Annotated in this window: 21 protein-coding genes; 11 read left to right on the top strand and 10 right to left on the bottom strand. The window is 54.3% G+C overall.

Annotated features, from left to right (window positions below; all coding sequences use genetic code 11):
* Positions 1-17: 17 nt before the first annotated feature.
* The 3 genes from mutL to tsaE form a co-directional block, all read right to left on the bottom strand.
* On the bottom strand, positions 18-1,865 hold the full coding sequence (mutL, locus tag ACMAY6_RS02290) for a DNA mismatch repair endonuclease MutL (RefSeq protein ID WP_435214101.1): 1,848 nt from the start codon (positions 1,863-1,865) through the stop codon (positions 18-20).
* On the bottom strand, positions 1,862-3,133 hold the full coding sequence (locus ACMAY6_RS02285; protein ID WP_435216095.1) for an N-acetylmuramoyl-L-alanine amidase: 1,272 nt from the start codon (positions 3,131-3,133) through the stop codon (positions 1,862-1,864). Before ACMAY6_RS02285 ends, mutL begins: the two co-directional genes overlap by 4 nt.
* 178 nt (positions 3,134-3,311) lie before the next feature.
* Entirely contained in the window at positions 3,312-3,788 is a 477-nt protein-coding gene (gene tsaE / locus ACMAY6_RS02280) for a tRNA (adenosine(37)-N6)-threonylcarbamoyltransferase complex ATPase subunit type 1 TsaE (protein WP_435214100.1), read from the bottom strand.
* A gap of 60 nt (positions 3,789-3,848) precedes the next feature.
* Here tsaE and queG point away from each other — a divergent pair, with 60 nt between their 5' ends.
* Positions 3,849-4,928: a tRNA epoxyqueuosine(34) reductase QueG gene (queG, locus tag ACMAY6_RS02275; protein ID WP_435214098.1), complete on the top strand. Its 1,080-nt coding sequence runs from the start codon at positions 3,849-3,851 to the stop codon at positions 4,926-4,928.
* Position 4,929: 1 nt separating this feature from the next.
* Here the strand turns inward: queG and orn are convergent, their stop codons facing one another.
* Positions 4,930-5,478, bottom strand: coding sequence for an oligoribonuclease (orn, locus tag ACMAY6_RS02270; RefSeq protein WP_435214097.1), 549 nt, complete (start codon positions 5,476-5,478; stop codon positions 4,930-4,932).
* A gap of 95 nt (positions 5,479-5,573) precedes the next feature.
* Here orn and rsgA point away from each other — a divergent pair, with 95 nt between their 5' ends.
* Positions 5,574-6,527, top strand: a complete 954-nt coding sequence (rsgA, locus tag ACMAY6_RS02265) for a ribosome small subunit-dependent GTPase A (RefSeq protein WP_435214095.1) — start codon at positions 5,574-5,576, stop codon at positions 6,525-6,527.
* 123 nt (positions 6,528-6,650) lie between these two features.
* Here rsgA and ACMAY6_RS02260 read toward each other — a convergent pair whose 3' ends face one another.
* On the bottom strand, positions 6,651-7,817 hold the full coding sequence (locus ACMAY6_RS02260) for a hypothetical protein (protein ID WP_435214093.1): 1,167 nt from the start codon (positions 7,815-7,817) through the stop codon (positions 6,651-6,653).
* Between the two features lie 91 nt (positions 7,818-7,908).
* Here ACMAY6_RS02260 and asd point away from each other — a divergent pair, with 91 nt between their 5' ends.
* A complete protein-coding gene (gene asd, locus ACMAY6_RS02255; protein WP_435214091.1) occupies positions 7,909-8,736 on the top strand; it encodes an archaetidylserine decarboxylase in 828 nt (275 codons plus the stop codon).
* 8 nt (positions 8,737-8,744) lie between these two features.
* Here the strand turns inward: asd and ACMAY6_RS02250 are convergent, their stop codons facing one another.
* Entirely contained in the window at positions 8,745-10,184 is a 1,440-nt protein-coding gene (locus ACMAY6_RS02250; protein WP_435214089.1) for a PhoH family protein, read from the bottom strand.
* A 300-nt stretch (positions 10,185-10,484) separates the two neighbouring features.
* Between ACMAY6_RS02250 and ACMAY6_RS02245 the strand changes: the two genes are divergently transcribed.
* Positions 10,485-12,551 (top strand): VacB/RNase II family 3'-5' exoribonuclease, encoded by a 2,067-nt coding sequence (locus ACMAY6_RS02245; protein ID WP_435214087.1) that lies wholly within the window; start codon positions 10,485-10,487, stop codon positions 12,549-12,551.
* Positions 12,552-12,624: 73 nt separating this feature from the next.
* Positions 12,625-14,022 (top strand): asparagine--tRNA ligase, encoded by a 1,398-nt coding sequence (asnS, locus tag ACMAY6_RS02240; protein WP_435214085.1) that lies wholly within the window; start codon positions 12,625-12,627, stop codon positions 14,020-14,022.
* A 140-nt stretch (positions 14,023-14,162) separates the two neighbouring features.
* Here asnS and ACMAY6_RS02235 read toward each other — a convergent pair whose 3' ends face one another.
* Entirely contained in the window at positions 14,163-14,966 is an 804-nt protein-coding gene (locus tag ACMAY6_RS02235) for a ParA family protein (protein ID WP_435214083.1), read from the bottom strand.
* Between the two features lie 134 nt (positions 14,967-15,100).
* Here ACMAY6_RS02235 and ACMAY6_RS02230 point away from each other — a divergent pair, with 134 nt between their 5' ends.
* On the top strand, positions 15,101-16,372 hold the full coding sequence (locus ACMAY6_RS02230) for a CinA family nicotinamide mononucleotide deamidase-related protein (RefSeq protein WP_435214081.1): 1,272 nt from the start codon (positions 15,101-15,103) through the stop codon (positions 16,370-16,372).
* A gap of 48 nt (positions 16,373-16,420) precedes the next feature.
* Here the strand turns inward: ACMAY6_RS02230 and pdxH are convergent, their stop codons facing one another.
* Positions 16,421-17,056, bottom strand: a complete 636-nt coding sequence (gene pdxH / locus ACMAY6_RS02225; protein WP_435214079.1) for a pyridoxamine 5'-phosphate oxidase — start codon at positions 17,054-17,056, stop codon at positions 16,421-16,423.
* Positions 17,057-17,182: 126 nt separating this feature from the next.
* On the opposite strand from pdxH, the gene ggt reads away from it, so the two are divergent.
* Positions 17,183-18,922, top strand: coding sequence for a gamma-glutamyltransferase (gene ggt / locus ACMAY6_RS02220; protein ID WP_435214077.1), 1,740 nt, complete (start codon positions 17,183-17,185; stop codon positions 18,920-18,922).
* A 25-nt stretch (positions 18,923-18,947) separates the two neighbouring features.
* Here ggt and ACMAY6_RS02215 read toward each other — a convergent pair whose 3' ends face one another.
* Entirely contained in the window at positions 18,948-19,763 is an 816-nt protein-coding gene (locus ACMAY6_RS02215) for a thioesterase family protein (protein WP_435214076.1), read from the bottom strand.
* 147 nt (positions 19,764-19,910) lie between these two features.
* Here ACMAY6_RS02215 and ACMAY6_RS02210 point away from each other — a divergent pair, with 147 nt between their 5' ends.
* The gene (locus tag ACMAY6_RS02210; protein ID WP_435214074.1) at positions 19,911-21,416 is read left to right on the top strand and encodes a hypothetical protein; all 1,506 of its coding nucleotides are present in this window, start codon (positions 19,911-19,913) and stop codon (positions 21,414-21,416) included.
* Between the two features lie 24 nt (positions 21,417-21,440).
* On the opposite strand, the gene ACMAY6_RS02205 is transcribed toward ACMAY6_RS02210, so the two are convergent.
* Positions 21,441-21,743: a hypothetical protein gene (locus tag ACMAY6_RS02205; protein WP_435214072.1), complete on the bottom strand. Its 303-nt coding sequence runs from the start codon at positions 21,741-21,743 to the stop codon at positions 21,441-21,443.
* A 133-nt stretch (positions 21,744-21,876) separates the two neighbouring features.
* On the opposite strand from ACMAY6_RS02205, the gene ACMAY6_RS02200 reads away from it, so the two are divergent.
* From ACMAY6_RS02200 to ACMAY6_RS02190, 3 genes are read left to right on the top strand one after another with little or no spacing between them, the layout of a single operon-like run.
* Positions 21,877-22,620 carry a hypothetical protein gene (locus ACMAY6_RS02200; protein ID WP_435214070.1) on the top strand — a complete coding sequence of 248 codons (744 nt, stop codon included), beginning with the start codon at positions 21,877-21,879 and terminating at the stop codon, positions 22,618-22,620.
* Positions 22,617-23,831, top strand: a complete 1,215-nt coding sequence (locus ACMAY6_RS02195) for a hypothetical protein (protein ID WP_435214069.1) — start codon at positions 22,617-22,619, stop codon at positions 23,829-23,831. The genes ACMAY6_RS02200 and ACMAY6_RS02195 overlap by 4 nt, the downstream gene beginning before the upstream one ends.
* Positions 23,785-25,377, top strand: coding sequence for a hypothetical protein (locus tag ACMAY6_RS02190; protein ID WP_435214067.1), 1,593 nt, complete (start codon positions 23,785-23,787; stop codon positions 25,375-25,377). Before ACMAY6_RS02195 ends, ACMAY6_RS02190 begins: the two co-directional genes overlap by 47 nt.

Raw genomic sequence — 25,377 nt, 5'->3', positions numbered from 1 at the left:
AGAGATGGGGCTGCCAATTAACGCCCCCTTAAAAACAACTTGTCCAAGTCCTGCATACCCAACTGAACCCATGTTGGTCTCCCGTGGTTACACTGACCCGACCGCTCAGTCATTTCCATATCGCGCAGCAACGCGTTCATTTCGGGCACGGTTAATCTTCGATTCGCGCGCACAGACCCATGGCACGCCATGGTCGACAAGAGTTCGTCTTCATGCGCGGCAATACGGTCTGACGTCCCAAATGTCATCATGTCAGACAAAACATCTCTTACCAGGGCGTCAATAGCACCACCAATTAAGGCAATAGGCACTTCGCGAATGACCAACTGTTCGTCACCTGTAGCATCGAGCACCAGGCCCAGTGCCAGCAACGCTTGCGACATTTCGACGGCAGCCGCTACCTCCCGTGAGGACAACGTGATCGTTTGAGGCACTAATAGGGGCTGCGTTCTAATGCCGCTGTCATCCCGCATGCGCTTTAAGCGTTCATAAGTAATGCGCTCGTGAGCAGCATGCATGTCCACTAAGACAAGACCTTCAACATTTTCCGAGAGAATGAAGACACCATGCAGCTGCGCCAAGGCAAATCCCAAAGGCGGCACCTCAGATTCGTCGTCCCCCGGCCCGGGCGCTGCCATCGCCGTCGCGCTTTGACCACCGCGGTTTGAAGCAGAGCTGGAGTACAGGCGAGTGAGAGCACTGATATCTGAGGTGCCTGCCTGCACCTCGGGTTGCCAGTGCCCCCCCGCAGGCATGGACAGCCCCATGGGAGCCTGCTGCGGTGTTGTGGGCCACGCCACTCCCCCCGGCTCGTTAACGGCTGCCGTATCACTGGTTGCCGCCCCATCACCGGGTCGAAGGTCACCCAGAGCTCGGTGCAACGTACTGAAAATAAAACTGTGAACCTCGCGACCTTCTCTAAACCGCACTTCGTGCTTGGTAGGGTGCACATTGACATCGACCACCGCGGGGTCGACCTCTAAAAATAAGACATACGCTGGGTGACGGCCGTGAAAAAGAACATCGCGGTAAGCCTGCTTTATGGCGTGGGTCACAAGCTTGTCGCGGATGACACGCCCGTTGACGAAAAAATATTGCAAGTCGGCTTGGCTACGGGAGAACGTCGGCAGACCCACCCATCCATAAAGCGAGAGGCCTCCCGCCTCACGCGTCAAAGCAACCGACTGCTCCATGAATGCTGAGCCGCATACGGTGGCAATCCTTCGCTCACGCTCCGCCTGGTTATTGGCCGCTTTCAGACTATGCAGGGTTTTGCCGTTATGCCTCAATGAAAACGCAACATCGCTCCTAGCCAGCGCCTGACGTTTAAAGACTTCATCGATGTGACCCAGCTCTGTTTTTTCAGTACGTAAAAATTTGCGCCGCGCAGGCGTATTGTAAAAAAGGTCACGAACCTCGAGGGTTGTGCCACGGGGATGGGACGCTGGACTCACAGACACGGTCATATCGCGTCCTTCAGACTGAGCAATTCTGCCCTCCACCCCCTGATCTGAGGCATTACTGGTCAACGAAAGCCGCGACACCGAGGCAATAGAAGCCAACGCCTCCCCTCGAAAACCCAAAGTCCCTACCGCCTCTAGATCGTCTATTGAGTCGATCTTAGATGTCGCATGTCTCGCTAGCGCCAGCGTTAAGTCCTCGGCGGAGATTCCCTCGCCATTGTCACGCACCCGCATCAACTGGACACCGCCAGACTCTAATTCAATGTCGACTCGGGTAGCTCCAGCATCAAGACTATTTTCGATGGCTTCTTTGATCACCGAGGCTGGTCGCTCCACGACCTCACCTGCGGCGATCTGGTTTGCGAGACGGGTCGCTAATCTATGAATTCGATGCTGTGTCATTGGCCGTCAGGTATCTTCAATACTTGCCCGATACGAATGGTCGAGCCACTCAGCCCATTGGTAGCCTTGAGTGAATCGAGAGGCACCTCATACCGAGCCGCAATTTCAGAGAGTGTATCGCCCTTAGCAATGACATAAACACGCCCATCTGACTGATTGCCCTTTTGCCAGGCTAAGAGCGTACCCGCGGGAGGATGTGATTTGAACCAGGTCAAAATTCCACTGTGAATAGCGCGCGCCATTTTGTCCTGATAACTCGATGAATTAAGCCGGCTAGCCTCGGTCGGATTAGAAATAAACCCTGTCTCGACCAATATCGATGGGATATCGGGACTTTTAAGTACGGCGAATCCAGCCTGCTCAACTTTGGGCTTATGCAGCTTTGCAAAATCACCAATTTCAGCCAGCACTCTGGCACCCAAGCTCAAACTGGTGTCGAGCGTGGCTGTCATTGACAGGTCGGTTAGCACCCCCGCCAAGATGTCATCTTTATCCGATAGCCTGACACCACCCACCAGGTCGGCAGAATTTTCACGATCCGCCAAATATTGCGCCGCCGTTGACGTAGCGCCTTTGGTTGACAGTGCGTACACCGAGGCCCCGTTAGCAGAGGCCTGTCGGAAAGCGTCGGCATGAATCGAGACAAACAAATCCGCCTGATATTTTCGTGCCAAATCCCGTCGCCCACGCAGGCTCACGTAGTAATCACCATCGCGGATCATGACAGGCTGCAGGCCGGGGGTTTGACCCAGCCTCGCCTTTAATTTTTGCGCTATCGCTAAAACAACTTTTTTCTCATACAGCTTTTTGGGCCCCAATGCCCCGGGATCCTCGCCGCCGTGACCCGCATCAATAGCCACGATAATATCTCGGCGATTCGCGAGCTCATCAACGCTTTTCACCGCAGGCACCTTGCTGCCCGAAACACCGTCATCAAAGAGGTCGAGCACCAAACGATGACCGGTACGCTCATTGGGCTCTAACGGAAAACTTTTAGGGCGGATCTTAGCTTCAAGATCGAAAACAATGCGTAAATCATCGCCTTTTCGCACTCCCGAGCGCACTCGGGCAATGGGTGTATTTTCCAGGGGCAGGTTGGTCAGGGCATTGGCTAGACGCGCATCCACCACATCAATGACCAGGCGTCTTGGATTATCCAGCTCCAGTATCGAGTACGAAATGGACTCCGAAAGATCAAAAACCACGCGGGTGTGATCAGGGGCCCGCCATAACCGCACGTCGAGAATCTCTGCTGCATGCACTGGCATTATGAGCGACAGAAATAAGCACAGCAGCACACCAAAGGGTATGACTTTTATTCTGCACCAATTTGCTTGCCCTGACGCCAATTACACGCTCACTCTGTAGAGGGCATGCCTGCCCTAAATGTCGTTTATCTGCACGCGGGTTCCACTCAAAACCCGAATTTTTGCGGTGTGCATTCCCCTAGAGCTTTTTACTCAGTTGTTCACAGACCAGCGCACCCTGTTCTGATCGCGGCATTAAGTGCAGCTGCCGCCCCTCACCCACAGGGGATAAATGAACCAGTAGGTCTGGAGGTGGCAACCAATCTCCACCGCGATCAGCCCACTCAACCAGCAAGATAGCCGGAGTCATTAGGTAATCATCAAACCCCATATAGGCTAGCTCTGCCGGATCGGCAATTCTGTAAAGGTCGAAGTGAAAAACCATAACACTATCGAACTCATAGGGCTCTACTAATGTGTATGTTGGGCTCTTCACGCTACCCTCATGGCCCAAGGCGCGCAGAAAGCCTCGACTCAGTGTCGTCTTGCCTGCACCCAGCTCGCCACTAAGGTAAATGCGCAGAGGCGACGGGCAAACCCGAGCCAGACTTGCGCCAAAGGCCATGGTGCTGTGCTCATCTGGTAGATCCACGGTAAGTTCAGTCATATCTGTCATTGCGCAAGTGTACCGAAGCATTAGCACGACGGGGACATGTGGGTCTGTCAGAATGCCGCGATGACGCTTTCCAACAAAAATCCAGACTCTCTCGTTGCCATTCGGTCACAGCTGGAGCAATGGGCACAGGAATTGGGCTTTCAACAGGTGGGCATTACTGGAATAGACCTGGCCCAACACGAGGGCTATTTACAAAAATGGCTGGACGCCGGCTATCAGGGCGACATGCATTACATGACTCGGCACGGGCTGAAACGAGCGCGCCCCGCTGAACTCATTCCCGGCACCTGTACCGTGTTGACGCTGAGAATGGACTACTTCCCAGAGTCTGCCGCTGACCCCGAGGTGCTGTTGACCCAAAGTGATCGTGCCTACATCTCGCGCTATGCCCTAGGCCGCGACTACCACAAACTCATGCGGCAACGCCTTGCGCGACTCGCAAAGCGGATCGAAGCTGAACTGGGATCAGGGCAATACCGCGCCTTCGTCGACAGTGCGCCAGTCCTCGAGCGCGCCCTGGCCGAGCAAGCGGGAATGGGATGGATCGCCAAAAACACCATGCTCATCAACGAGCGGGCAGGCTCCTGGTTTTTCCTTGGCGAAATCTACACCGACATACCCTTTAACACCGATGCCCCTAAAACCGAAAAACACTGCGGCAGCTGCACCGCCTGCCTCGATATCTGTCCTACCCAAGCTTTTGTGGCACCTCATGTCTTGGACGCCCGAAAATGTATTTCTTACCTCACTATTGAGCACCCGGGTTCGATTGACCCAGCGTTGCGCCCCTTAATGGGCAACCGTATTTATGGCTGTGATGATTGTCAGTTGGTATGCCCTTGGAATAAATTCTCCCAACCCACCCATGAGCCTGACTTTGCGCCACGTCACAATCTCGACAATGAAACACTTGCCCAATTGTTCGCTTGGACAGACCACGAATTTGAAACACGCCTGCAAGGATCGCCCATTCGCCGGATTGGCTATGAGCGCTGGCTGCGTAACATTGCCATTGCTTTGGGCAACGCCACCAAGACGATAGAAGTGGTTGACGCCTTAAGTAAACGCCGCGACCACCCCTCCCCCCTAGTCAGGGAGCACGTGGCTTGGGCGCTTGCCCAACACGCTGATCAGGTCTGAGTTATAACGAGGGCACCTGAAGAAAGTGGTCTCGGTAATAACGCAGCTCCTCGATCGACTCTCTAATGTCATCGAGAGCCAGATGGACATTGCGCTTTTTTAACCCCGGTAAATCAGGCCGCCAGCGACTAGCAAGAATTTTCAAAGAGCTCACGTCAAGATTGCGGTAATGGAAAAACGCCTCAAGGTCCGGCAAGTGACGCGCCATAAAGCGTCGGTCCTGACAGATGGAATTGCCGCACATCGGGGAGCGGCCTTTTGGCACCCATTTTTCTAGGAAAGCCAATGTCTCTCGCGTCGCGCGTTGCTCGTCGTAATCGCTCTCAAGCACTCTCTTTACCAGTCCAGAGGCTGTGTGATGGCTGGTATTCCAATCATCCATCGCATCGATTTCTGCCTGGCTTTGGCGAATCGCAATCACCGGTCCTTGCGCCAACTCATTCAGATCGCTATCTGTAATGATCACGGCCATTTCAATGACGCGATGCTGCTCAGGGATGAGGCCGGTCATCTCCAAATCGACCCAAATAAGATTTTGTGCGTCTGACATAAAGCCCTCCTAATTATCGGAAGTCTATCAGAGCTGCTATTAGGGCATTAAAAACTTCACTCACAAGAACGGCAAGGACGCAGTAGACTGACCCCATGTCGAAACAACGCCTCAGTAAACAGCAACACCGACGCATTCAAGCGGCGCAGGATCGCTATCGCAATGACAGCGACCTAGGCGGTGAATCGGGACTGGTCATCGCACGCTTCGGCAAACAGGTACTCATTGAGTCGGCAGATGGCGATCGACGAACAACGACACTTCGACGCCGCGCCGAAGACCCCGTCGCTGGAGATGAGGTTGTTTGGACACCGCAAGGTGAGCATGGGGTTATTGAAGCTTTACTACCCCGTCGCACCGTTATCTCAAGGCCCAATAGTCAGGGTGTACTCAGACCCATAGCCGCCAATATCGATCGCTTATTAATTGTCATCGCGCCACAACCCCTTGCTCAAGCCAATTTAATCGACCGCTATTTGGTGGCAGCCGGGCACGCAGGTATCGAGGCTAGCTTGGTGGTCAACAAGGCTGATTTGTTACCTGAGGCGCCATCGGTGCTTCAACTCGCCGAAATCTACAGTCACTTGGGTATTGAGGTGCTCACAACTGACCAGCTAAGTGACCCAACGGCTAACGCTTTGTTAGACATGGTGGCCACGCAAACCGTCGCACTGGTGGGGCAGTCGGGCGTTGGCAAGTCTTCGTTAATTCAGCGGTTATTGCCCGACCTAGAAATTCGCATTGGGGCTCTGTCTGACGCGGTCGGCCTAGGGCGACACACCACGACAGCCGCAGCCCTTTATCATTTGCCCGGAGGCGGTCGCCTCATAGACTCCCCCGGCGTCCGAGAATTTCACCTCAGCCACTTGCCAAAAGACGCCATAGCCGCGGGGTTCGTGGAATTTGAACCGCTTCTAGGCTCGTGCCGTTTTCGGGATTGTAGCCACAGCCATGAGGTTCGTTGCGCGATACTCGAAGCGCATGAGCGCGGTGAAATTAGTGAAGATCGACTCAGCAGTTACCGTCAAATCGTCTCGTCGATGAGTTAAGAGATCCTTGAATACGTGTCCGCACGAAGGACCCGCCGAGACATCACATGCTGCGCAATTTGCAGCGTCAAAGTTAGCGCGGTCGTTAGGCGTGTGAGGAGCTCCTTGCCACCTTCCAAGCGCTTAGGAATCTCCGCGATCTTTACGCAAATCCTCAAAGAGTAAGAATTCGAAACGCAAGTCAACCCGCCAGGCTCCCTCTCTACTATCGTAGGGTTCATCAACACGCCAGTTGTAGCTGGGTTCAAACTCTATGAACAAATAATCACGGTAGGTTTGGCGACGGAATCTAACACCCAGTTTATAGTTAGAGACATAGTCGTAAGGCTCTGTAGCCCCCCAGACTTCACCGTAGACCATGAGGCCGCGTTCGGTGGGACCACCATTTGCGCGATCTGCATTCCAAAAGTTGATCCATTGCAAGCTGGTGCTCAATTCCAGACCGTCAGTACTAGATCCATACAGCGCCCGTGAGTAGCTGCGAATCAGCTTTTGATCATCGATTTGGTGGTCAAAAAGCAGTCGAGATGTACTGGTAGTGCCTTCCCCAGCATCAAATTGGACGCGCTCAATAAACCGCAGGCTATTACGCTCGCTCAAATCCCGTTGATAAGTGAACTTAACACCCGGCTTTGGCCCGTTAGAACCGACACCCAAGGTGAGCTTAAAGTCGACGTCAGAGTCTTCAAACCGGTTAACTTTTAATTCCAGGGCAACCCGAGACTGTGACTCATCTTGCTCGCCGTTGATGTCGTTGAGCGGGTCATCGCCTTGAAACACCAAATCAAGCCGCTTGGAAATTTGCGGCAGATTGACCTTACCACCCAGTCGAAAACGGACATCATTACCGAGACGCTCATCCCACTCATTGCTGACACGAAGCCGTAACCGCGAATAGGCCTCAGTATCCTCAGAGTCACCTCCACCAAAATACGCGTCAAACCATTGGGTGAGGTCATCAGCCCTCTCAGTGACAAGACCATGTCCAGTATCCATCCATGAAGTGCCCTCGAACAGTGCCTCTTCATCGGATTCGACACTCTGATCCAACAGGGCTTCATCCTCCACTTGGTTGGATGTGGCATTGGGCTTCGACGCCGTTACTTCAGGGGCCGTGGTTTCCACGACCCGAACTTGTGTGGGCGCTTCTGCGGGTGCATCTGCGGTCAGACCAGCATCTTCCCCGGACGGGGTTTGAGCCCACGCTGGCAGCGCCATCGTTAACGCAATGGCGCACAAAAATCGAATACAACCTTTTTGAGCGTAGCTGTGCTGACAACTATTTTGCATAAACGTTGATTCCATAGTGCTAAATTCACTGACCTAGACGCCACCCCCCGCTAGAATACCTCCTTTCCTACGCCACTACGTTTATCTATTTATGAAATTTTTTGCCATATTACAGTCGCTACTCCCACAACATCATCTATCTCGAGCGGCGGGGTGGTTAGGCCACCTCCAGGGTCCAAACTGGCTGAAGACGACACTCATCAAAGCTTTTATGAACAGCTATGGCATTTCTTTAAAGGATGCAGAGATTGAGAAACCCGAGGATTACGCCCACTTTAACGCGTTCTTTACTCGAGCCTTAAAAACGGACGCGCGCCCTCTCGCCAACAGTCGATTTGTAATGCCCGCAGACGGTGAGCTCAGTCAACGAGGAGCAATAGCCGAGGGCGCTATGATTCAGGCTAAAGGTCGGCATTACACCGCAACAGCCCTGTTGGGCGGCGATGCTGTAGCAGCGCAAGCCTTTCAGGACGGCAGCTTCGCCACCATTTATTTGTCACCCCGCGATTACCATCGAATTCACATGCCCACGACAGGGACACTTCGACGAACCTGTTACGTTCCCGGCGATTTGTTTGCCGTTAATAAAAGCACCGCTCAAACAGTTGACCAGCTGTTTGCTCGGAATGAGCGGCTGGTGTGCCATTTTGATACTGCCGATGGGCCACTTGCCGTGGTGCTCGTGGGTGCCATCATCGTTGCCGGCATAGAAACGGTTTGGGGCGGCGTAGAGGCCCCCTCCCCTGACGCGATGAGAGAGACCCTCTGGAGCGACGATCATGCGCCAACATTTGCAGCGGGAGACGAGATAGGTCGCTTCTTTTTGGGCTCCACGGTCATCGTAATGGCCTCAAGCGCACTGAATTGGGCTGCGGAGGCGGGGGCCGCTGTCAGGGTCAAGGCAGAGCTCGCAGACTAAATCTGCCTTTACAGATTTTCCTCAGCAAACGCCGCCAGCCTCGACCGCAGGATGCCGTTGATGAACATAGTGCCGGCGTGGGGGTAGGCTTTTACCCGCTCTACGAGGTAGGTCAACCCTGAAGTGAGAGGGGAGATATATTTATTATCGATTTGCGCCAGATTACCCAACACGACAATTTGCGAGTCTGCGCCCACCCGGCTAATGATCGACTTCAACTGAAACTGAGTCAGGCCTTGAGCCTCGTCAATAATGATATAGGCGTTGTTAAACGATCGGCCGCGCATAAAATTCAATGATTTGAACTGAATATTCGCACGCTCTTTTACGTAATCAATACTGCCATTTGCGCACTCATCGGTGCCATGCAATATTTCCAGATTGTCCTCAAAAGCGGCCAACCACGGTGCCATTTTCTCCTCTTCAGTTCCCGGTAGAAAACCAATCTCCTCGGCGATAGGCGGGGTTGATCTTGCCAAAATCAACTTGGAAAATTTCCGCTGCTCGAGAATAGCGTGAAGACCGTAGGCGAGGGCGAGTAGTGTTTTGCCCGAGCCCGCAGGGCCCGTAAGAACCGTCATATCAATGTCGCCATCGTCCAACAGGCGCATCGCCATCGCCTGCTCCAAATTCCTTGGCGCTAGCCCCCAAAAACGCTGATTCATGAGGTTATCCCGGCTGTCCACGCGCAGATAAACGAACTCGTCGTCTATTTTGACCACATAAGCCAGAAACTTTTCATCATCGTAGACAAATTGACAGGGATACGCGTTGGGCAGCGCTGCCTTTGCAAGCCGATGCAGGGTGACATTGTCCTCACGGATCGTATCCACCTCGGCAATGGTTGACCAAAAATCCCCACTGACGTGCTCGTAGCCCGTTGAGAGCAAATCGATATCGTCCAAGACGCGGTCATGGCGGTAGTCCTCGACGTTATTAAGCCCAGACCCCTTGGCCTTAATCCGCATGTTGATATCTTTAGTCACCAAGCACACCACTGCCTCTAGTTGCTCAGATTGCAGCTTTAACGCGACATTAATAATACGATTGTCATTGGCCTGATCCTGTGTCGCATTGAGAAACGGCACCACCCCGTCTTCTTGGATCAGCTGATCAGGGTAAATGGCAAGCGTGCCCAATGGCCCATTGAAATTTGAGCCGGGAATCTCAACCCCTGCTTGTGTTGCCCCAGGGCTTGCGCCGCCTACTATCTTTTCAATCATCCCAATGGCGATGCGCGCCTCTCGGCTAACCGTTTTATCCCGCCGATCCTTGATATGGTCGAGTTCCTCAAGAACGGTCATTGGAATGACCACGTGGTGCTCCATAAAGGCGGCAACCGCTGTGGGGTCGTGAAGGAGTACATTGGTGTCGAGTACGTAGGTTTTGCGGCCCGATGAGGCCGTATCAAGGTTTTCGTCATGACAAGCAGCATTAATCGCTTCCATAGGAAGACTCCTTAGCATTAGAAATTTGATCGAAAGTAGTGGTCTTATTCTGGTGGGCGTTAGTGGTAAAGCCCTGCCTGTCTTCAGGAGGTTGCGACGTTGTCTTGAACTGTTTGCTGTGGGGATCCCACCGTGGATCAGCTCGTTTTATCAAACAATATCCGCCCTACTCATTTATTTTCGGCCTGGTACCAGTAAAGCTCTCGACGTGCCCACTGTCAACGGAGACAGTAATTTAACGCTAAGAAGTCCGTCAGACGCTGACAGCAGACGGAAATTTCGCTAGCATTCACGCCTACTTTGAATCCGGCCACTGATGCCCGATTCGTCTTTGCTGACAGCTGCGATATCCGGGAGCCCCAAAAGGCCATGCTGAACAACGACGCCATGGCCCAATTGAAGGGCCTGAAACAGCAGATTGAGGCTGAAAAAGAATACGTCGACGCCACGGTCAAAGGCACACAAAATCGCTACGGTTTCGCTGTGGTTGACGACGGCCGCGAAATCTTCATTCCACCTGATGAAATGCTTAAAGTCCTGCCGGGCGACAAAGTGCGCATCTGCATTCGCCCCGCTACTCAAAAGGGCAAAAGCGGCAAAAAGAATCAGGAAGGACGAACCGTAGCGGACATCGAGCGGCTTATTGCCAGTACGCTGGATCGCTTTGTTGGAACCTTAGTGGTGAAAGGAAAGGCGGTCTTTGTTGAGCCTGACCTCCACGATATGAAGCGTTGGTTGTTTATTCCCCCTCATGCCCGCAACGGCGCGAAACCCGGGGACAAGGTTGAATGCGCACTGATGCGCCACCCCATCAAGGACGGCAAACCCTCCGCTAAAGTTCTCGCGGTGTTCGGTTCTCAGGGTTCCCCAGGCTTAGAAAATCGCTACTGTGCAGCGAGGGCCGGTCTCGCCTGGGCTTGGAACGAGAGAGACACGGCTGCCTGGGTCAAGTTTGCCGAGGGGCGCAGCCCCCTGGCTGATCCAGAACGTGTGGATCTGAGCCATCTGAATTTCGTCTCAATTGACGCTGCGCGAACACAAGATATCGATGATGCCCTGTACGCCGAGGTCACCAGCGAGGGCTGGGTGCTTTACGTCGCCGTCGCTGACCCTACCGCCTATCTAGATGGGCTTGAAGGGCTAGACGAGACGCTGACCTCACGCGCGACCTCGACGTATTTTCACGGCGACGTGTTACCGATGCTTCCCGAGGCCATTGGCAGAGATTTTTGTGCGCTGGCGGAAGGAGAAGTTCGACCCTCGCTGGTCTGTAAAATCAACGTCAGCGACGCGGGTAACGTCGGCAGCTACGAATTTATTCAGGCAAAAATCCAATCCAAAGCCAAGCTCACCTACGCCGCGGTTGATCGATATGTGACCGGCCACAATGATCAGTTGATTGCTTGGTCAAATCCGCTAGAGGCTTTAGTGCAGGCCTACCGCGCGCTTCGTCATCATCGTGAAAATCACGAGTTGGTCATGGAGGATCGCACAGAGTATCGATGGCAACTCAATGATGAACGTCAAATCGGCAACATTGAAACCTCAGAAAAGCTTGCCTCACAGCATCTGGTGGAGGAATGCATGATTGCGGCGAATAGAAGCGCTGCGCACTTTTTAGCAATGGCAGAAGCAACCGGTCCCTTTGTGGTTCATCCGGGATTCCGCAAAGATCGAGCGAGCGAGACCGAAGAGTTTTTGAAGCGCTACCTCCCAGAACTAGCCGACATATCAACGCATACAGTCGCGGGTTATCAGCAAGTTTTTACTGCCCTGAACGCAACGCATCCACTCCCCTTACGCGGCATGGTAAACCGGCTGCTGACCCGGGCCGTCTTTAGCACCTCACCGGCGGAGCATATGGGAATGGCCTTGAATGCCTACACCAACTTCACCTCACCGCTGCGTAAATACGTCGATTTTTTAACCCACCGACAAATTAAAAAAGTTCTTGCGGGAGAGCCGGGTGACACCGTGACAGATCTGCAGCTGCAAAATACCGCGGCAGCGATAGCCCGTGGCCGAAGTGCCACACAGGCCGCCGAGCGATGGCTCACTGGTAATTACCTTGATCGCTGCAAACTGGCAGGGAAAACGCGGTACGCGGGGGAAGTGGCCCACGTTACCAGCGCAGGATTCACTGTGCGGCTGGCGGACTTGGGGCTTGAAGGGCAAGTAGATTTACGTAAGGACCCTGAAAAATTCAGTTTTGATAAATGGACCGCGAGCTTGACGTCTTCTACTCGCAAGCTGCAGCTGGGACAGACCGTAGAGGTTGACTACCAAAGCACGCCAGATGCCGGCAGCGGCGCGGCACCTCAGTTTAACCTCGCTCCCGGATGTGCGCTAAAGCCACCCAAGGAATGAGTTAAAGCCTCAAATTTTGAGGCGCCATTTTTTACAATCCGACAGTCCCACCCAAGCCTTGAAGGAGCTCAAGATGAGCGCATGGTTACCCATAAAATCTTTATTTTCTGACTCCGACTTTATCGGCCAGTCAGTGACGGTTAAAGGTTGGCTACGCAGCAAGCGCGATTCTAAGGCAGGCATCTCATTTCTCGCGATCCACGACGGCACGTGCTTCGACCCCATTCAAGCGGTGGTCCCTAACACCCTGTCGAACTATGACCAGGAGGTTTTGCTGCTTGCCACAGGATGCGCGGTTGAGGTCTCCGGGGAGTTAGTAGTTTCTGAGGGCAAAGGGCAAGCCGTAGAGATTCAAGCGACGGCGGTTACCGTTGTGGGGTGGGTTGATGACCCTGAGAGTTACCCTATTGCCAAAAAGAGACACACTTTTGAATATCTTCGGACACAGGCGCATTTACGAACTCGCACCAATACTTTTGGCGCCATAACGCGGGTCAGACATGTCTTGGCGAGAGCCATACATGAATATTTTCATCGCCAAGACTTCTACTGGGTCAATACGCCCATCATTACGGCGAGCGATTGCGAAGGCGCCGGAGAGCTCTTTCGAGTTAGCACATTGGATTACGCCAATCTGCCCCGCAACTCCGATGGTAGCGTCGATCACAGTCAGGACTTTTTCGGCAGCGAGGCCTTCCTAACGGTTTCTGGCCAGCTCGCGGTTGAATCACACTGCTTATCGATGTCTCGGGTTTATACCTTTGGCCCAACATTTAGAGCTGAAAACTCAAATACCACGCGACACCTTGCGGAGTTTTGGATGGTAGAACCAGAGATCGCTTTTGCTGATCTCGACGACAATGCTGCTCTCGCAGAGGGTTTGCTGCGTCATGTTATTGCTGAAGTGCTGGAACACTGCGCCGATGACATGGCTTTCTTCCAACAGCGAATTGATAAAACGGTACTGCAGCGCCTTCAGGGTATTGTCGATTCAAACTTCGAGCGAATGAGCTATTCAGAAGCGATCACCATTCTCGAAAATTGTGGTGAATCTTTTGAATTTCCGGTGCACTGGGGCGTTGACATGGCCTCAGAACACGAGCGTTACCTCGCGGAGAAGCATGTAGGTAAGCCCATTGTTGTCACCGACTACCCCAGTGATATTAAAGCGTTCTACATGCGACTCAATGACGATGGCAAGACCGTAGCGGCAATGGATGTATTGGCTCCCGGTATCGGTGAAATCATTGGTGGCAGCCAACGGGAAGAGCGTTTAGATGTGTTGGAGGGCCGTATGGATAAAGCTGTCCTTGAAGACTTGTGGTGGTACCGAGATCTGCGCCGGTATGGCACCGTACCTCACGCCGGCTTTGGTTTAGGCTTTGAGCGATTACTGGCCTACATCACGGGCATGGAAAACGTTCGCGACGTCATTCCCTTTCCCCGCACTCCGGGCCACGCCGACTTTTAACACCAGCCGCTACCCAAGGAACCTACCGGTCACCGTCAAGCTATTAACTTGTGCCCCCGAATCGGTTAAGGGTTCCGCCAACGCGCTGCATGTGTCACGCCCTACCGCTTAGCTGTTTGGTCAGAAGAGCCCGCCAGTAGTCAGCCCCGACGGCGCTTTTTGACCCCCTTTTCAAGGGCTTGATGAAGCGCAATATAGGACTGGGTGAGTTTGTGGCTGGGTGCAAGGTGAACGAGGGGCCGCATTTCATGATGGGACTCCCGCATCTTGACCGAACTGCTGAGGAAACTGTCGATGACGGGGAAACCCTCAGACTGCAGTTCGGCCACCAGTTCTCCAGGGAGTCGCGCTTGGCCATTAAACTGATTAATCACAATGCCCTCCAACGTAAGCTCGGGATTGTGATCTTCCTGCAGCTCTTCAATGTTCAACATCAATTCGTAAAGGCTCTGACGGGCAAAGGAATCACAATCAAAGGGAACCAGTACCCGATGAGCAGCGATTAGCGCTGACTTTGAATAAAAATTGAAGTTGGGTGGGGTGTCGATGTAAATGCGATCGTACTCTTCGTCAAGTTTGTTCAGAGCGTCTCGCAATTTATAAATCTTGTAACGCGCCTCCAGTTCTTTCTCTATCTCGGCGAGATATGGGCTTGAGGGCAGCAGGAACAGGTTCTCAAAGGGCGTCTCCCAAACAAAGGAATCTGGGTTTTTGCGCATATTGCGCGATCCCACGGTTTGTTTAAACAAACCCGCCACACCCTGAGCCTCAGCCGGGTACTGCTCTGCATCGACAGAACCAATCAGGTAGTGGGTAGAGTTCCCCTGTACATCGAGATCTATAACCAGGGTCCGCAGGCCTTGACTGGCGCTGATGGCCGCTAAATTGCAGGTAATCGAGGTTTTACCCACCCCCCCTTTCTGATTAAAAACGACGCGATGCATGGGTACTCCAAAGTAAAAAAATCTATGGGCGGTAGTGTAGACGATCTATCGCATTTCGGCCTTAAGAGCCCGTGATAGTTCGTGGGTTTCACAGGCTCAGCAGGTTATCCTTGAGCCCTTAAGGAGACATCACTATGGATACACCCAGCATTGCCTTACTGCTTACTGGCAACGAACTCATGTCCGGCGACACCGTGGACAGTAATTCCGCCATGATCGCCATCCGGCTGGGTGAGCACGGCCTTGAGGTCGGTGAAAAATGCACCGTTGGCGATGATCCGACATTGTTGCAAAGCGCACTCGCCCGCCTCACCGCTGACTACCCCGCGGTCATAGTCAACGGCGGTCTGGGGCCTACACGCGACGACTTAACGAGCGAGGTCATCGCTGCTCTCAGTGGCGTTGAACTTATTGAAGATCCCGACGCCCTTGCCCACGTAGAGGACTGGTGCGCGCGACGACGAATTGCACCCAATCCAGCAAATCTTAAACAAGCCTTTGTACCGGAGGGCTGCGAGCTCATTCACAACCCCTCGGGCAGTGCCTTGGGATTCGCCATCGACATCAACGACTGTTTAGTCCTTACCACACCGGGGGTGCCCAGTGAGTTGGAAGCCATGTTGCCGGCGCTAACCTCACACCTTAAAGCTCGTATTGGGGGTGAAGCCCGTCAAATCCTTCGTCTACAGACCTTTGGTATTGGCGAGTCCTCGGTCGAGGAGCGCATCAAAAAATACGCTGACCGCTGGCCCAGTGACGTCACCTTGGGGTTTCGAGCTGGCATGCCACAGCTCGAACTCAAGCTCAGTGTTCCCAGTGCTGCAAAGTTGCCTGCACAAAAGGCCGCCCTAGCGCTCCTTGAGGAAGATTTTGGTGATCACATATTGGGCACAGGAAGTGCGCGGCTGGCCGAGAAGCTACAGTCTGTTCTCCGAGACCAGGGCAAAACTATGACCAGCGCCGAGTCCTGCACCGGCGGTTTGATCGCGTCAATGATGGTCAGAGAACCTGGGTCATCCGCCGTATTGGGTACCGGCTTTGTTACCTATGCCAATGAGGCAAAGCGCGATCAGTTAGGGGTTGCCCCAACCACTTTGAAAGAGCATGGCGCCGTTAGTGAGGCCGTGGTCAAAGAAATGTTACTGGGCGCACTGCAACGCTCAGGGGCTAACATAGGCGTCGCCGTATCGGGTATCGCCGGTCCGGGAGGAGGTACCGAGGATAAGCCTGTAGGCACTGTCTGGATTGCCTGGGGAACTGAAGAGGATCTGCGCACCCATATGACGGTGGTCTCGGGCTCACGAACGTTGTTTCAAAATATTATCGCCGCCGCCTGTCTTGACCTTATGCGCAGACACCTTCTAGAACTGCCGCCGCTCCCCCATTATTTCGCCCGCCAAGCCTGAACCCAAATATCGCACCCGATCATAGAAGCCAACTCCATAACCCGTAGGTCAGGGCTGCAGACGCTGAATGCTCCAGCCGCTGCCCGTGTGCTCGTACCGGAAGCGGTCGTGTAAGCGGTGCTCGCCTCCCTGCCAAAATTCAATTTGCTCAGGGATCAATCGGTACCCACCCCAATGAGGGGGGCGCGGAATAAGGTCGTTACCAAAACGCTGCTCAACCGACTGATACTGGTTTATCAGCGTGTCACGGTCAGCAACGGGCTGGCTTTGACTGGAGGCCCAAGCGCCCAACTGACTGGCACGAGGCCGACTCGCAAAGTACCGGTCGCTTTCTTCATCGCTTATTTTTTTGATGAATCCACTCGCAGAGACTTGCCGGTCAAGCTCGTGCCAGGGAAATAGCATCGCACCTCGATGATCATCGGCTAGGGCGCGCGCTTTGTTGCTTTCATAATTGGTGAAAAAAACGAAACCACCTTCACTGACGCCCTTCAAAAGCACGATTCTTTGCCACAGGTTGCCCGCGGGCTCCTGCGTCGCCAGGGAAACCGCCGTGGGGTCCTTTAGCTCGGCCGCAATCGCCTGAGCCTGCCATTTTTCAAACAGCTCAAACGGGTCGTCGGTTAAGTTTTCGCGACGTAAACCGCCTAACACATAGTTGCGCCGATGTTCTTCGTAGTTCATGTTCAGGTACACTCGTTTAGCTCTAACAGATACAGTGTAACCCGCTTGCTGAGCGAGATAGATAAGACTGGTTTTCACAGAAATTACGCGTTAGCTTTTTTTGCCCCCAAAAAATGGACTGTCCCGATGTTTGACCGATTCAAAATTGCCGCATTGAGCACCCTGCTGTTTTTAGGCACCGCAGAAATCCAGTCAGCCGAGGTGGTCTCCAGCGAGGCACCCCTGATCGATTTTCGTAGTCGCTTTGTACCCATGGCCGCGGACGGCAATATGGTGGTGGGCCCAGAGCGGTTTGCCAGTGAAGCGGGCCTAACCATGCTCAGTCAGGGCGGCAATGCTGTCGACGCTGCAGTCGCCACCGGCTTCGCGCTAGCGGTGACTTTGCCTAGAGCCGGCAATATCGGCGGCGGTGGCTTTATGTTGGTGCATCTCGCTGCTGAAAACCGCAACGTATTTATTGATTACCGGGAGATGGCACCCGCCGCGGCAACTCGAGACATGTTCCTGACACCCGAGGGCAAAGTCGACAAGCGCCGCGCCTACTTTAGTCATCAAGCTTCCGGTGTACCTGGAACCGTAGCGGGGCTTATTCACGCCCTCGAAGAATATGGGACTCTGCCCCTTGCCACCGTGATTCAGCCCGCGATCGATCTCGCCGCAAACGGCTTCGTCATGGACATTACACTGCACCAAAATATCAGTGCTCGTGCCGAACGGCTGGCCCAAGATCCTGAAACAAAGAAAATTTTTCTGGGGAACGATGGTAAGGCTCCCGCCATTGGCAGTCTCTTCAAGCAACCCGATCTCGCCGCCACACTGCAGCGAATCGCCGACAATGGCCGAGATGGCTTTTATGCAGGGCCTACGGCCGAATTAATCGCCAAAGATATGGCTGCTAATGACGGGCTAATTACCCAAGAGGATCTCGCTAACTACGTTGCTGTGGAGCGCGCCCCCGTTACCGGCCAATTCAAGGATTACGCAATTGTCTCGGCCCCCCCGCCCTCCTCTGGCGGAATCCATGTTATCCAAATGCTCAACATTCTCGAGCCCTATCCTCTAGAGACCTGGGGCCATAATTCGGCTCAGTATCTGCACCACGTAATCGAGGCGATGAAGCTGGCTTATGCCGACCGCAGCGAGCACTTGGGTGATCCTGAGCGCATGGAAGCTCCGATCGACTTTTTGTTAGCAAAAGATTACGCAAGCAAGCGACGAGGACTTATAAACTCAGACTCTGCCACGCCCTCTGCGGAAATCGCCCCCGGGGTCATGCCCACCCCCGAAAGCCCGGACACCACCCACTATTCGGTCGCCGACAGCGCTGGCAATGTCGTGAGTAATACTTACACCCTAAACTTTAGTTTCGGCTCGCACATCACCATTCCCGGAACAGGGATTTTGATGAATAACGAAATGGACGATTTTGCCGCTAGGCCCGGTTTTCCCAATGCTTACGGTTTAGTGCAGGGTGAGAAAAATGCCGTAGCACCGGGTCGCAGACCCTTGTCATCAATGACGCCAACTCTGGTCTTTCGTAACGGCGAGCCTTGGCTTGCGACCGGAAGCCCCGGGGGATCGCTCATTATCACAGCCGTCATGCAAACCATTCTTAACGCCATGACTTTTGATATGAATATCGCCGAAGCCGCCGCAGCGCCTCGAGTGCACCACCAATGGATGCCTGATCGGGTGCTCATTGAACCCGGTATCAGTCAAGACACCCTCAACATTCTGAAGGGGATGGGCCACAACATTGAGTCAACCCGACGGACGTTGGGACGCACGAATTCTATTCAACTGGATGGTCCCTGGCGCTACGGGTACTCTGACTTGCGCAGACCTGGAGGCCATGTCGCTCGGTGAATAGACCAAAGGGCAACTACTGAGCTTACTTCGGTCGCGTCTCCCAGCCCTCGGGGAGTTTGACCTTCATTGTTTGCCTAGCCAGCGCCACTAAAGCACCGTTGGAATCCCAAAGGTCTGCATCAGACTCGACCAGAGACTGTGTTAAGTGGCGGGAGCGCATACGCCCCAGAAGTGGCCCCGGTGCCGGCTTGGCACGGCACTGTACTGTGAGCTCGATTGTGGGCACCCAACCAAAGGGGCCAAACAACGTAAAAGGCGGGGGCGGCATAATGTCGGCGAACATGGCCAAGTCCAGCGTATCGCAAGGGCTTTCATCCCGGTGTTGTAACCAAGCGACAAACTCCCCCGTGCTCGAAGCAATCCCTTTTTCAAAGACTTCTTGACCGTGGATGAGCCGCATATCAATGCGATCATGAATCTCGAGATGTTGTGCGCTCATTCCCTCAGTTTCTGAAAAGGGGGGCACGACTGGGGGCTCGCTATTTACCCAAGTTTCTCCGTTTAAGCGCTCATTGTCGGTATATGCCGCAGTAGCACGAACCTTGAGCTCACCCTCTTGATACAAACTGGCGGAGCCAAAGCTAGTGCCTCGCCCCTCACGCAGGATCTCGACCTCGATTTCACAAGGTCCCAGCTGGCAGGGGGCTAAATAGAAAGCATTAATAGATAAAGGGTCTTTGTGAGGCAGCGCCTCGCGCAGGGAACGAGCGATCACAGACAGCACATAGCCCCCATTCATGGTGGAGCCTATGCGCCACCCCCGCTGAAACTCTGACTGCCAGCGACTGTCCGACAAACGACTCACTGCGGTATCGCGCTCAAATTGTCCCAAAACCACTCTCTCTGCTAGATTTAAAGGGGTGCTCCGACAAGGGCTGTGAAGCGTAAAGCAATTATACGGATCAAAGACGCAATGCGCTCACCTAATGATGGGTAGCTCACCCGCCATCATTGGGGTAGGCCATAACTTAAAGAGGCGACGATCATGCTGCAGCATGCCAAGCCATCACAATATCAACACCTGCTGTTACTCGCGCTGTTTGTAACGGCAACGCCTGTGGCAAATGCAGAGCCATCAAACGCTACTGCACTGTCCTCAACGGCGTCGCCCGAACCGCTGACGCAAGCAGCACCGCAGACGCAGGATGCGCCATCAACTGGCACCCCCAACCCCCCAACCATGGCGAACGAAGCCGATAACGGGGTTCAGCCCTCGGTTAGCGAAAACGAGGCCAGTGTCGTGCAAAGCAGCGCGACCGACGAGGCAGCGGCTTTGGTTATCGATATGAGTGGAAAACTCGACAGCGCTCCCACGCCAGCGGCAGTATTGGCGCCCGAGTCGCGACTGGTAGAGGAATATCGCGAAGCTATTCGGCAGGCAGAGCTCGCAGGCGGCGCTTACGCCCCGGCACTTACGGAGCATTTGGTAGGCCTAGGCACCACCCTGCAGCAACTAAAACGTCATGCGGAGGCGGTGGAGGTATTTAAACGCGGTGTTCAACTGGCGCGCATCAATTCAGGCCTCTATAGCGCCGAACAGCTGACGCTGCTGCGGGGTGAGATCTTAAGCCACATGGCACTGGGGGATTTCGCCCTCGTCGATGAGCGCCAGCGTTATCTCTACCGCGTTGAACGCCGCGCTTTAACGAGCCCTGCGGATTCGTCTCAAGCGCTACTGCGGCAAGCACAGTGGCAGCGGCAGGCCTACCTTTTAGAGATTGGAGACCCCGAAACTCAGGCGGGAAGATTAATGCTTAGCTGGGATCTCTATCGCATGGCGCTTAACGAAACTATCGACACCTATGGGGATCGATCGCTGGCGTTGAAAATCCCCCTGACGGGCATGATGGAAACCCAGTACCTCTTTGCAGGTTACCGAGCCTTTTCACCGACTAGGAGCTCATCGAGTAGCGCTGACGATAATTTGGTACCCCTCAATAATGACTCCTACCGTCGTGGAGAATCGGTGCTCAAGGCAATTCTCGAGGTCAACGTCATCAATAATTTGGGAGCTGAGCAAACTATCGACGACACCATTGCCCTTGGCGATTGGGCTTGGTGGTTTGGCAAGTTCAACCGAGCGCAGGTCTATTATAGTGAAGCACTGGGTCTCATTGAGGCTATTCCAGAGGAAGAGCGCAGCGCTAGGGTGGTCAATCTGTTTAGCCAACCCACCGCCTTACCATTGCTTGCAGGCAATGCCCCACTCCCTCAACACGAAACCCGAGAAGATGGCACACTGGTCATAGGCTTTGATATTTCGGGTACGGGCAGAGTCACTAATTTGGAACGACTGCGAGAACCCGAGGTCGAAGAAGAGAAGGCTATACGGCGACTGGTACGCGCTTTGAAAAATACGCGATTCCGACCGCCATTCGCCGATGGTATGCCGGTTGCTCAAGAGGGCCTTGTTTGGTCCTTTGAACCCGTATCATGGCGCGGTTTGGCGCCATCGGTTACCGCCGCGTCGACAACTGAGACAGGGGAATAAGATCGGCATGATGCAGCGAGTCATTCATAAGAGTATCGGGGTAGTCAGCGTTGTAAGCGCCGTTTTACTGCTCAGTGGCTGTCCAAGCGCAAGCACCCCTACCAAGCCTTCGACGCCTTCGCCACCTAGCGCATCAACGCCACCGCCTAGCTCAAGCTCCAGCTCGAGTAGCAGTTCAAGTTCTAGCTCAAGTAGCAGTTCAAGTTCTAGCTCAAGTAGCAGCTCAAGTTCAAGCTCGAGTAGCAGCTCAAGTACAAGCCCGAGTAGCAGCTCAAGTTCAAGCCCGAGCAGCAGCTCAAGCCCAAGTAGTAGCTCAAATTCGAGCAACAGTGCCAGCTCAAGCCCCCCGAGCCCGACTCAGGGCGCCTCATCGCCTTCGGGGGACGCCGGTAGCACCCAACCCGGCAGCGACAGCTTTCCTCAACCTGCCGGCGACAATTCAGGATCAGGGGACGCCGCCATGCCCGGCGATACCGTTTCGGGAGAGGCAGCACAAGGGAACGCCACTGAGCCAGGGTTCGGCGATACTCCGGGGCAAGAGGCCCTACCGGATATGCGCGACGTACTGCCAACATTTGATGAAAGTTATGGCGACGCGTCAGGACAAGCAGAGGGTCAGTCTGAAACTCAGGGCACGGGGGATGCCTCGGGAGATGACGAGGGGCAAGGTAATCCCTCAGGCAATTCGCAAGGATCTACTTATGGCCAGCGTCCTGCCGCTCAAGGCACCCGAGCCGAAGGCGGCATGGAGGGCATGTCTGGGGTCGATGGAACCCTTACCACCATGGAGCAGGTCGCTATACTGGATCGGCAGCTCGAGCAGAGCACCAGCGATTTCGACGCATTAATTCTAGAAGAGCAGCAGCGCCAACGAGAAATGGAGCGCAGTAGGCAACCAACAACCACACAACAGCCCGAACCTGCAGGTCCGGGAACCTCCGGTCGGTCGCCCTATCAAGATGATGTTGCCATGGGCGACGGCGGCGGGATTGGCGGCGGACTGGGAGGTGCCAGCGGCGGTGGCGCGCCCCCCGAAAATCCTGCTATTTATAAACCCCCAGTCGACATTCCCGACGGTGCCGACGATGATGTCGTGGCACGACAACTTCGCGAAGCAGCAATGCGAGAGCCCGACTCCGAAGTTAGAGAGAGACTCTGGAATGAATACCGTAAATACAAAGGCCTAGAGGTACCTGAGGCATGATTGCACGGGCCATATTGTTGCTGTTGGCGGTCATGCTAACGGGCTGCGTCAATCAAACCGTAAAAAGCACCTCGGTGCCGCCCTTAGCACAGCCCCCCCAGCCCATCCCAGATGCTCAGGTGTTGGATGTTGGGGTCGCAATTCTTGATCCTGGCATCGGCGAACTTCAAGACGACGAACGGGTTTATCCGGAAATCCGCCGTGCTGAAGCCACTTTTATCGCGAGAGAACTGACTACTACCCTCGAGGAAGTAGGCGCTTGGGGTGCAGTGCGCGTGGTCCCCGATACCAGTCAATTTACGGATTTATTGGTGACTGGAAAAATACTGCACAGTGACGGCGAGCACTTGGAGTTGGCTGTCAAAGTAACGGATGCTCGCGGGACACCATGGATCGAAAAAACTTACGAGGGAGTCACCAGTCGCTATGCCTACGAAAATCGGGCAACCGCTGATCGCGACCCCTTTTTGCTGGTGTATCGGCAAATAGCCAACGATATGTTGGTCGTTTTCAATCGCACATCAGCACAGGAACGTATCGCTATTCGGCAAGTGGCGGAACTGCGCTTTGCCAGAACATTTGCTCAAGACGCGTTTCAGGACTACCTAGCTCAGGACAAAAACGGCATTTATAACATCCAAAGACTACCCGCAGAAAATGATCCCATGCTGGAACGCGTGCGGAATTTACGACAGCGTAACTATATATTTGTCGACACCCTGCAGGGCTATTACACCGGCTTTGCCGAAGATATGTATACGCCCTATCAAGAGTGGCGCAAATTAAGTTACGACGAGGTGGTGGCCCAACGGGAGCTTCAGAGTGAAGCTAACCAACGTCTCATCGCAGGTGCAGCGGCAGTTATCGCTGGCATTGCCGCTCAGGGGTCTAGCAGTGACTACGCGAATACAGCCGGGGTAGTTGGCATTGCGGGAGGCGCCTACTTACTAAAAAGCGGTTTAGAAAAGCGCGCCGAATCGAGTATTCATTCGCTGGCTATTGAAGAGTTGGGACAGTCTTTGTCGGCAGAGATCACACCCAGAGTGATTGAGCTAGAAGACCGAACGGTGCGTCTCTCTGGCAATGTTGAAGACCAATATGGCCAATGGAGGGAGCTCATGGCCGACATCTACGCGACTGAAATCGGGGCGTTGGACATGCCCGATGATCAGGCTACCGATCTGGCACCTGACAACTCTGAAACCGACTGACGTCGCCGTTAACGATACTATGAGTGATTCCCATGAACAGCCCCTGAAGGCCGCCGCTTTCAGCCCCCAAGCAGCTACGCCGGAGGGGTTGGCCGAGGCGGAGCATGGGCGACCCAAGTGGCTAATACCCGCTGCTATCGCTTTATTCATTGCGGCCATCGTGGTCTTCGTCGTCTTACCCAGTGTGATTTCAACCGATAACCCTGCAGCGCCCGTTCCTACTGAAAGTAGCCCGCTAAGCGGCACCCCCACTCAGGCAGGCGGCACCGTCAGCGGCGATACGCCAGGGGAAGAGCGCAGCCCCTTTGCCGAAGCGCAGCAGCAAAAACTTCGAAAACTGGCCCAAGATGCCCTTCAGGTCGTGCTGGAGGCCCAAGAAGCACTGGAAGAATTCTCAGTAGAGCGTTGGGCCCCAGAAGCGTACGCAGCTGCACTCGCAGTTGCTGCGGAGGGTGACGAAGCCTACCGAGAGCGGCTGTTTGTAGAAGCTGCCGCCGCTTACCAAGAGGCGGCGGCGGGCCTCGCCGTTCTTGAAGACAGTATTTCAGAGCGGGGGCAGGCAGCACGTCTCCAAGCTTTAGAAGCCATTGAGGCAGGAGACGCTGCAACAGCACAAAAGGGACACGAATTGCTTACGCTACTTGAACCCGGAGACCCGGAGCTGCCAGGTCTGCTCGAGCGCATCACTAAAATTCCCGATGTCGCTGCTGCACTGCAGTCCGCTGCTGAATCTGCCGTGCAGGGAAACACGGGAGCTGCTGTTGAAGCGGCGTTGGCCGCTCAAAAGCAAGATCCAGAACACCAGCGCGTTGCCGCGTTGTTGGCGCAATATCAAGAAGCCGACGCTTTAGCCCGCTTTCGAAGGGCCATGAGCGAAGGTTATGCGGCATTGGATGAAGAGAATTTCAAAACCGCCGAACAATTTTTTAAGAAGGCGGGTCAAATTCGTCCCGGGGCGTCAGAACCCCAATCCGCCCAGATGGAGCTCGCCGCAGCTCAGACCGCAGCGAAGCTGCGCGAACTGGCCAACACTGGCAAAGCACAGGAACGCAATGAAGTCTGGGCCGATGCCGTCGCGACTTACGAAGAAGCACTCAGTATCGACAGCACCCTCATTTACGCCCAAGCTGGCCTAAAAAAAGCAGCGCCCCGCGCCGAACTGGCCGCTGCTCTAAACAGCATATTGGCAGACTCGGAGCGGTTGGTTGACGCCAGAGCCTTGCAGGCTGCGGAAATCGTTCTGGCAGAAGCCGTGGCGATAGAGCCTCGGGGGCCAGTATTGGAAGGGCAAGTGGTAGAGCTCGAAAAGCTGCTGCTTTGGGCAAAAACGCCAGTCACCGTCAGATTTACGTCTGACGACCAAACCGACGTCACCCTGCTTCGGGTAAAGAGGCTGGGTACTTTTGTAAACTCGGAACTCACCTTACGCCCCGGGCGTTACACCGCCCTTGGAGTGCGAAACGGGTTTAGAGATGTTCGCATCAACTTTGACATCAAACCGGATAGCCGTGCAGAGATTGATGTGCGTTGTGTAGAGGCCATCTGA

The sequence above is a fragment of the Luminiphilus sp. nBUS_16 genome (assembly GCF_051201645.1).
Classification (GTDB): domain Bacteria; phylum Pseudomonadota; class Gammaproteobacteria; order Pseudomonadales; family Halieaceae; genus Luminiphilus.
This window is presented reverse-complemented; position numbering and strand designations above follow the sequence as displayed.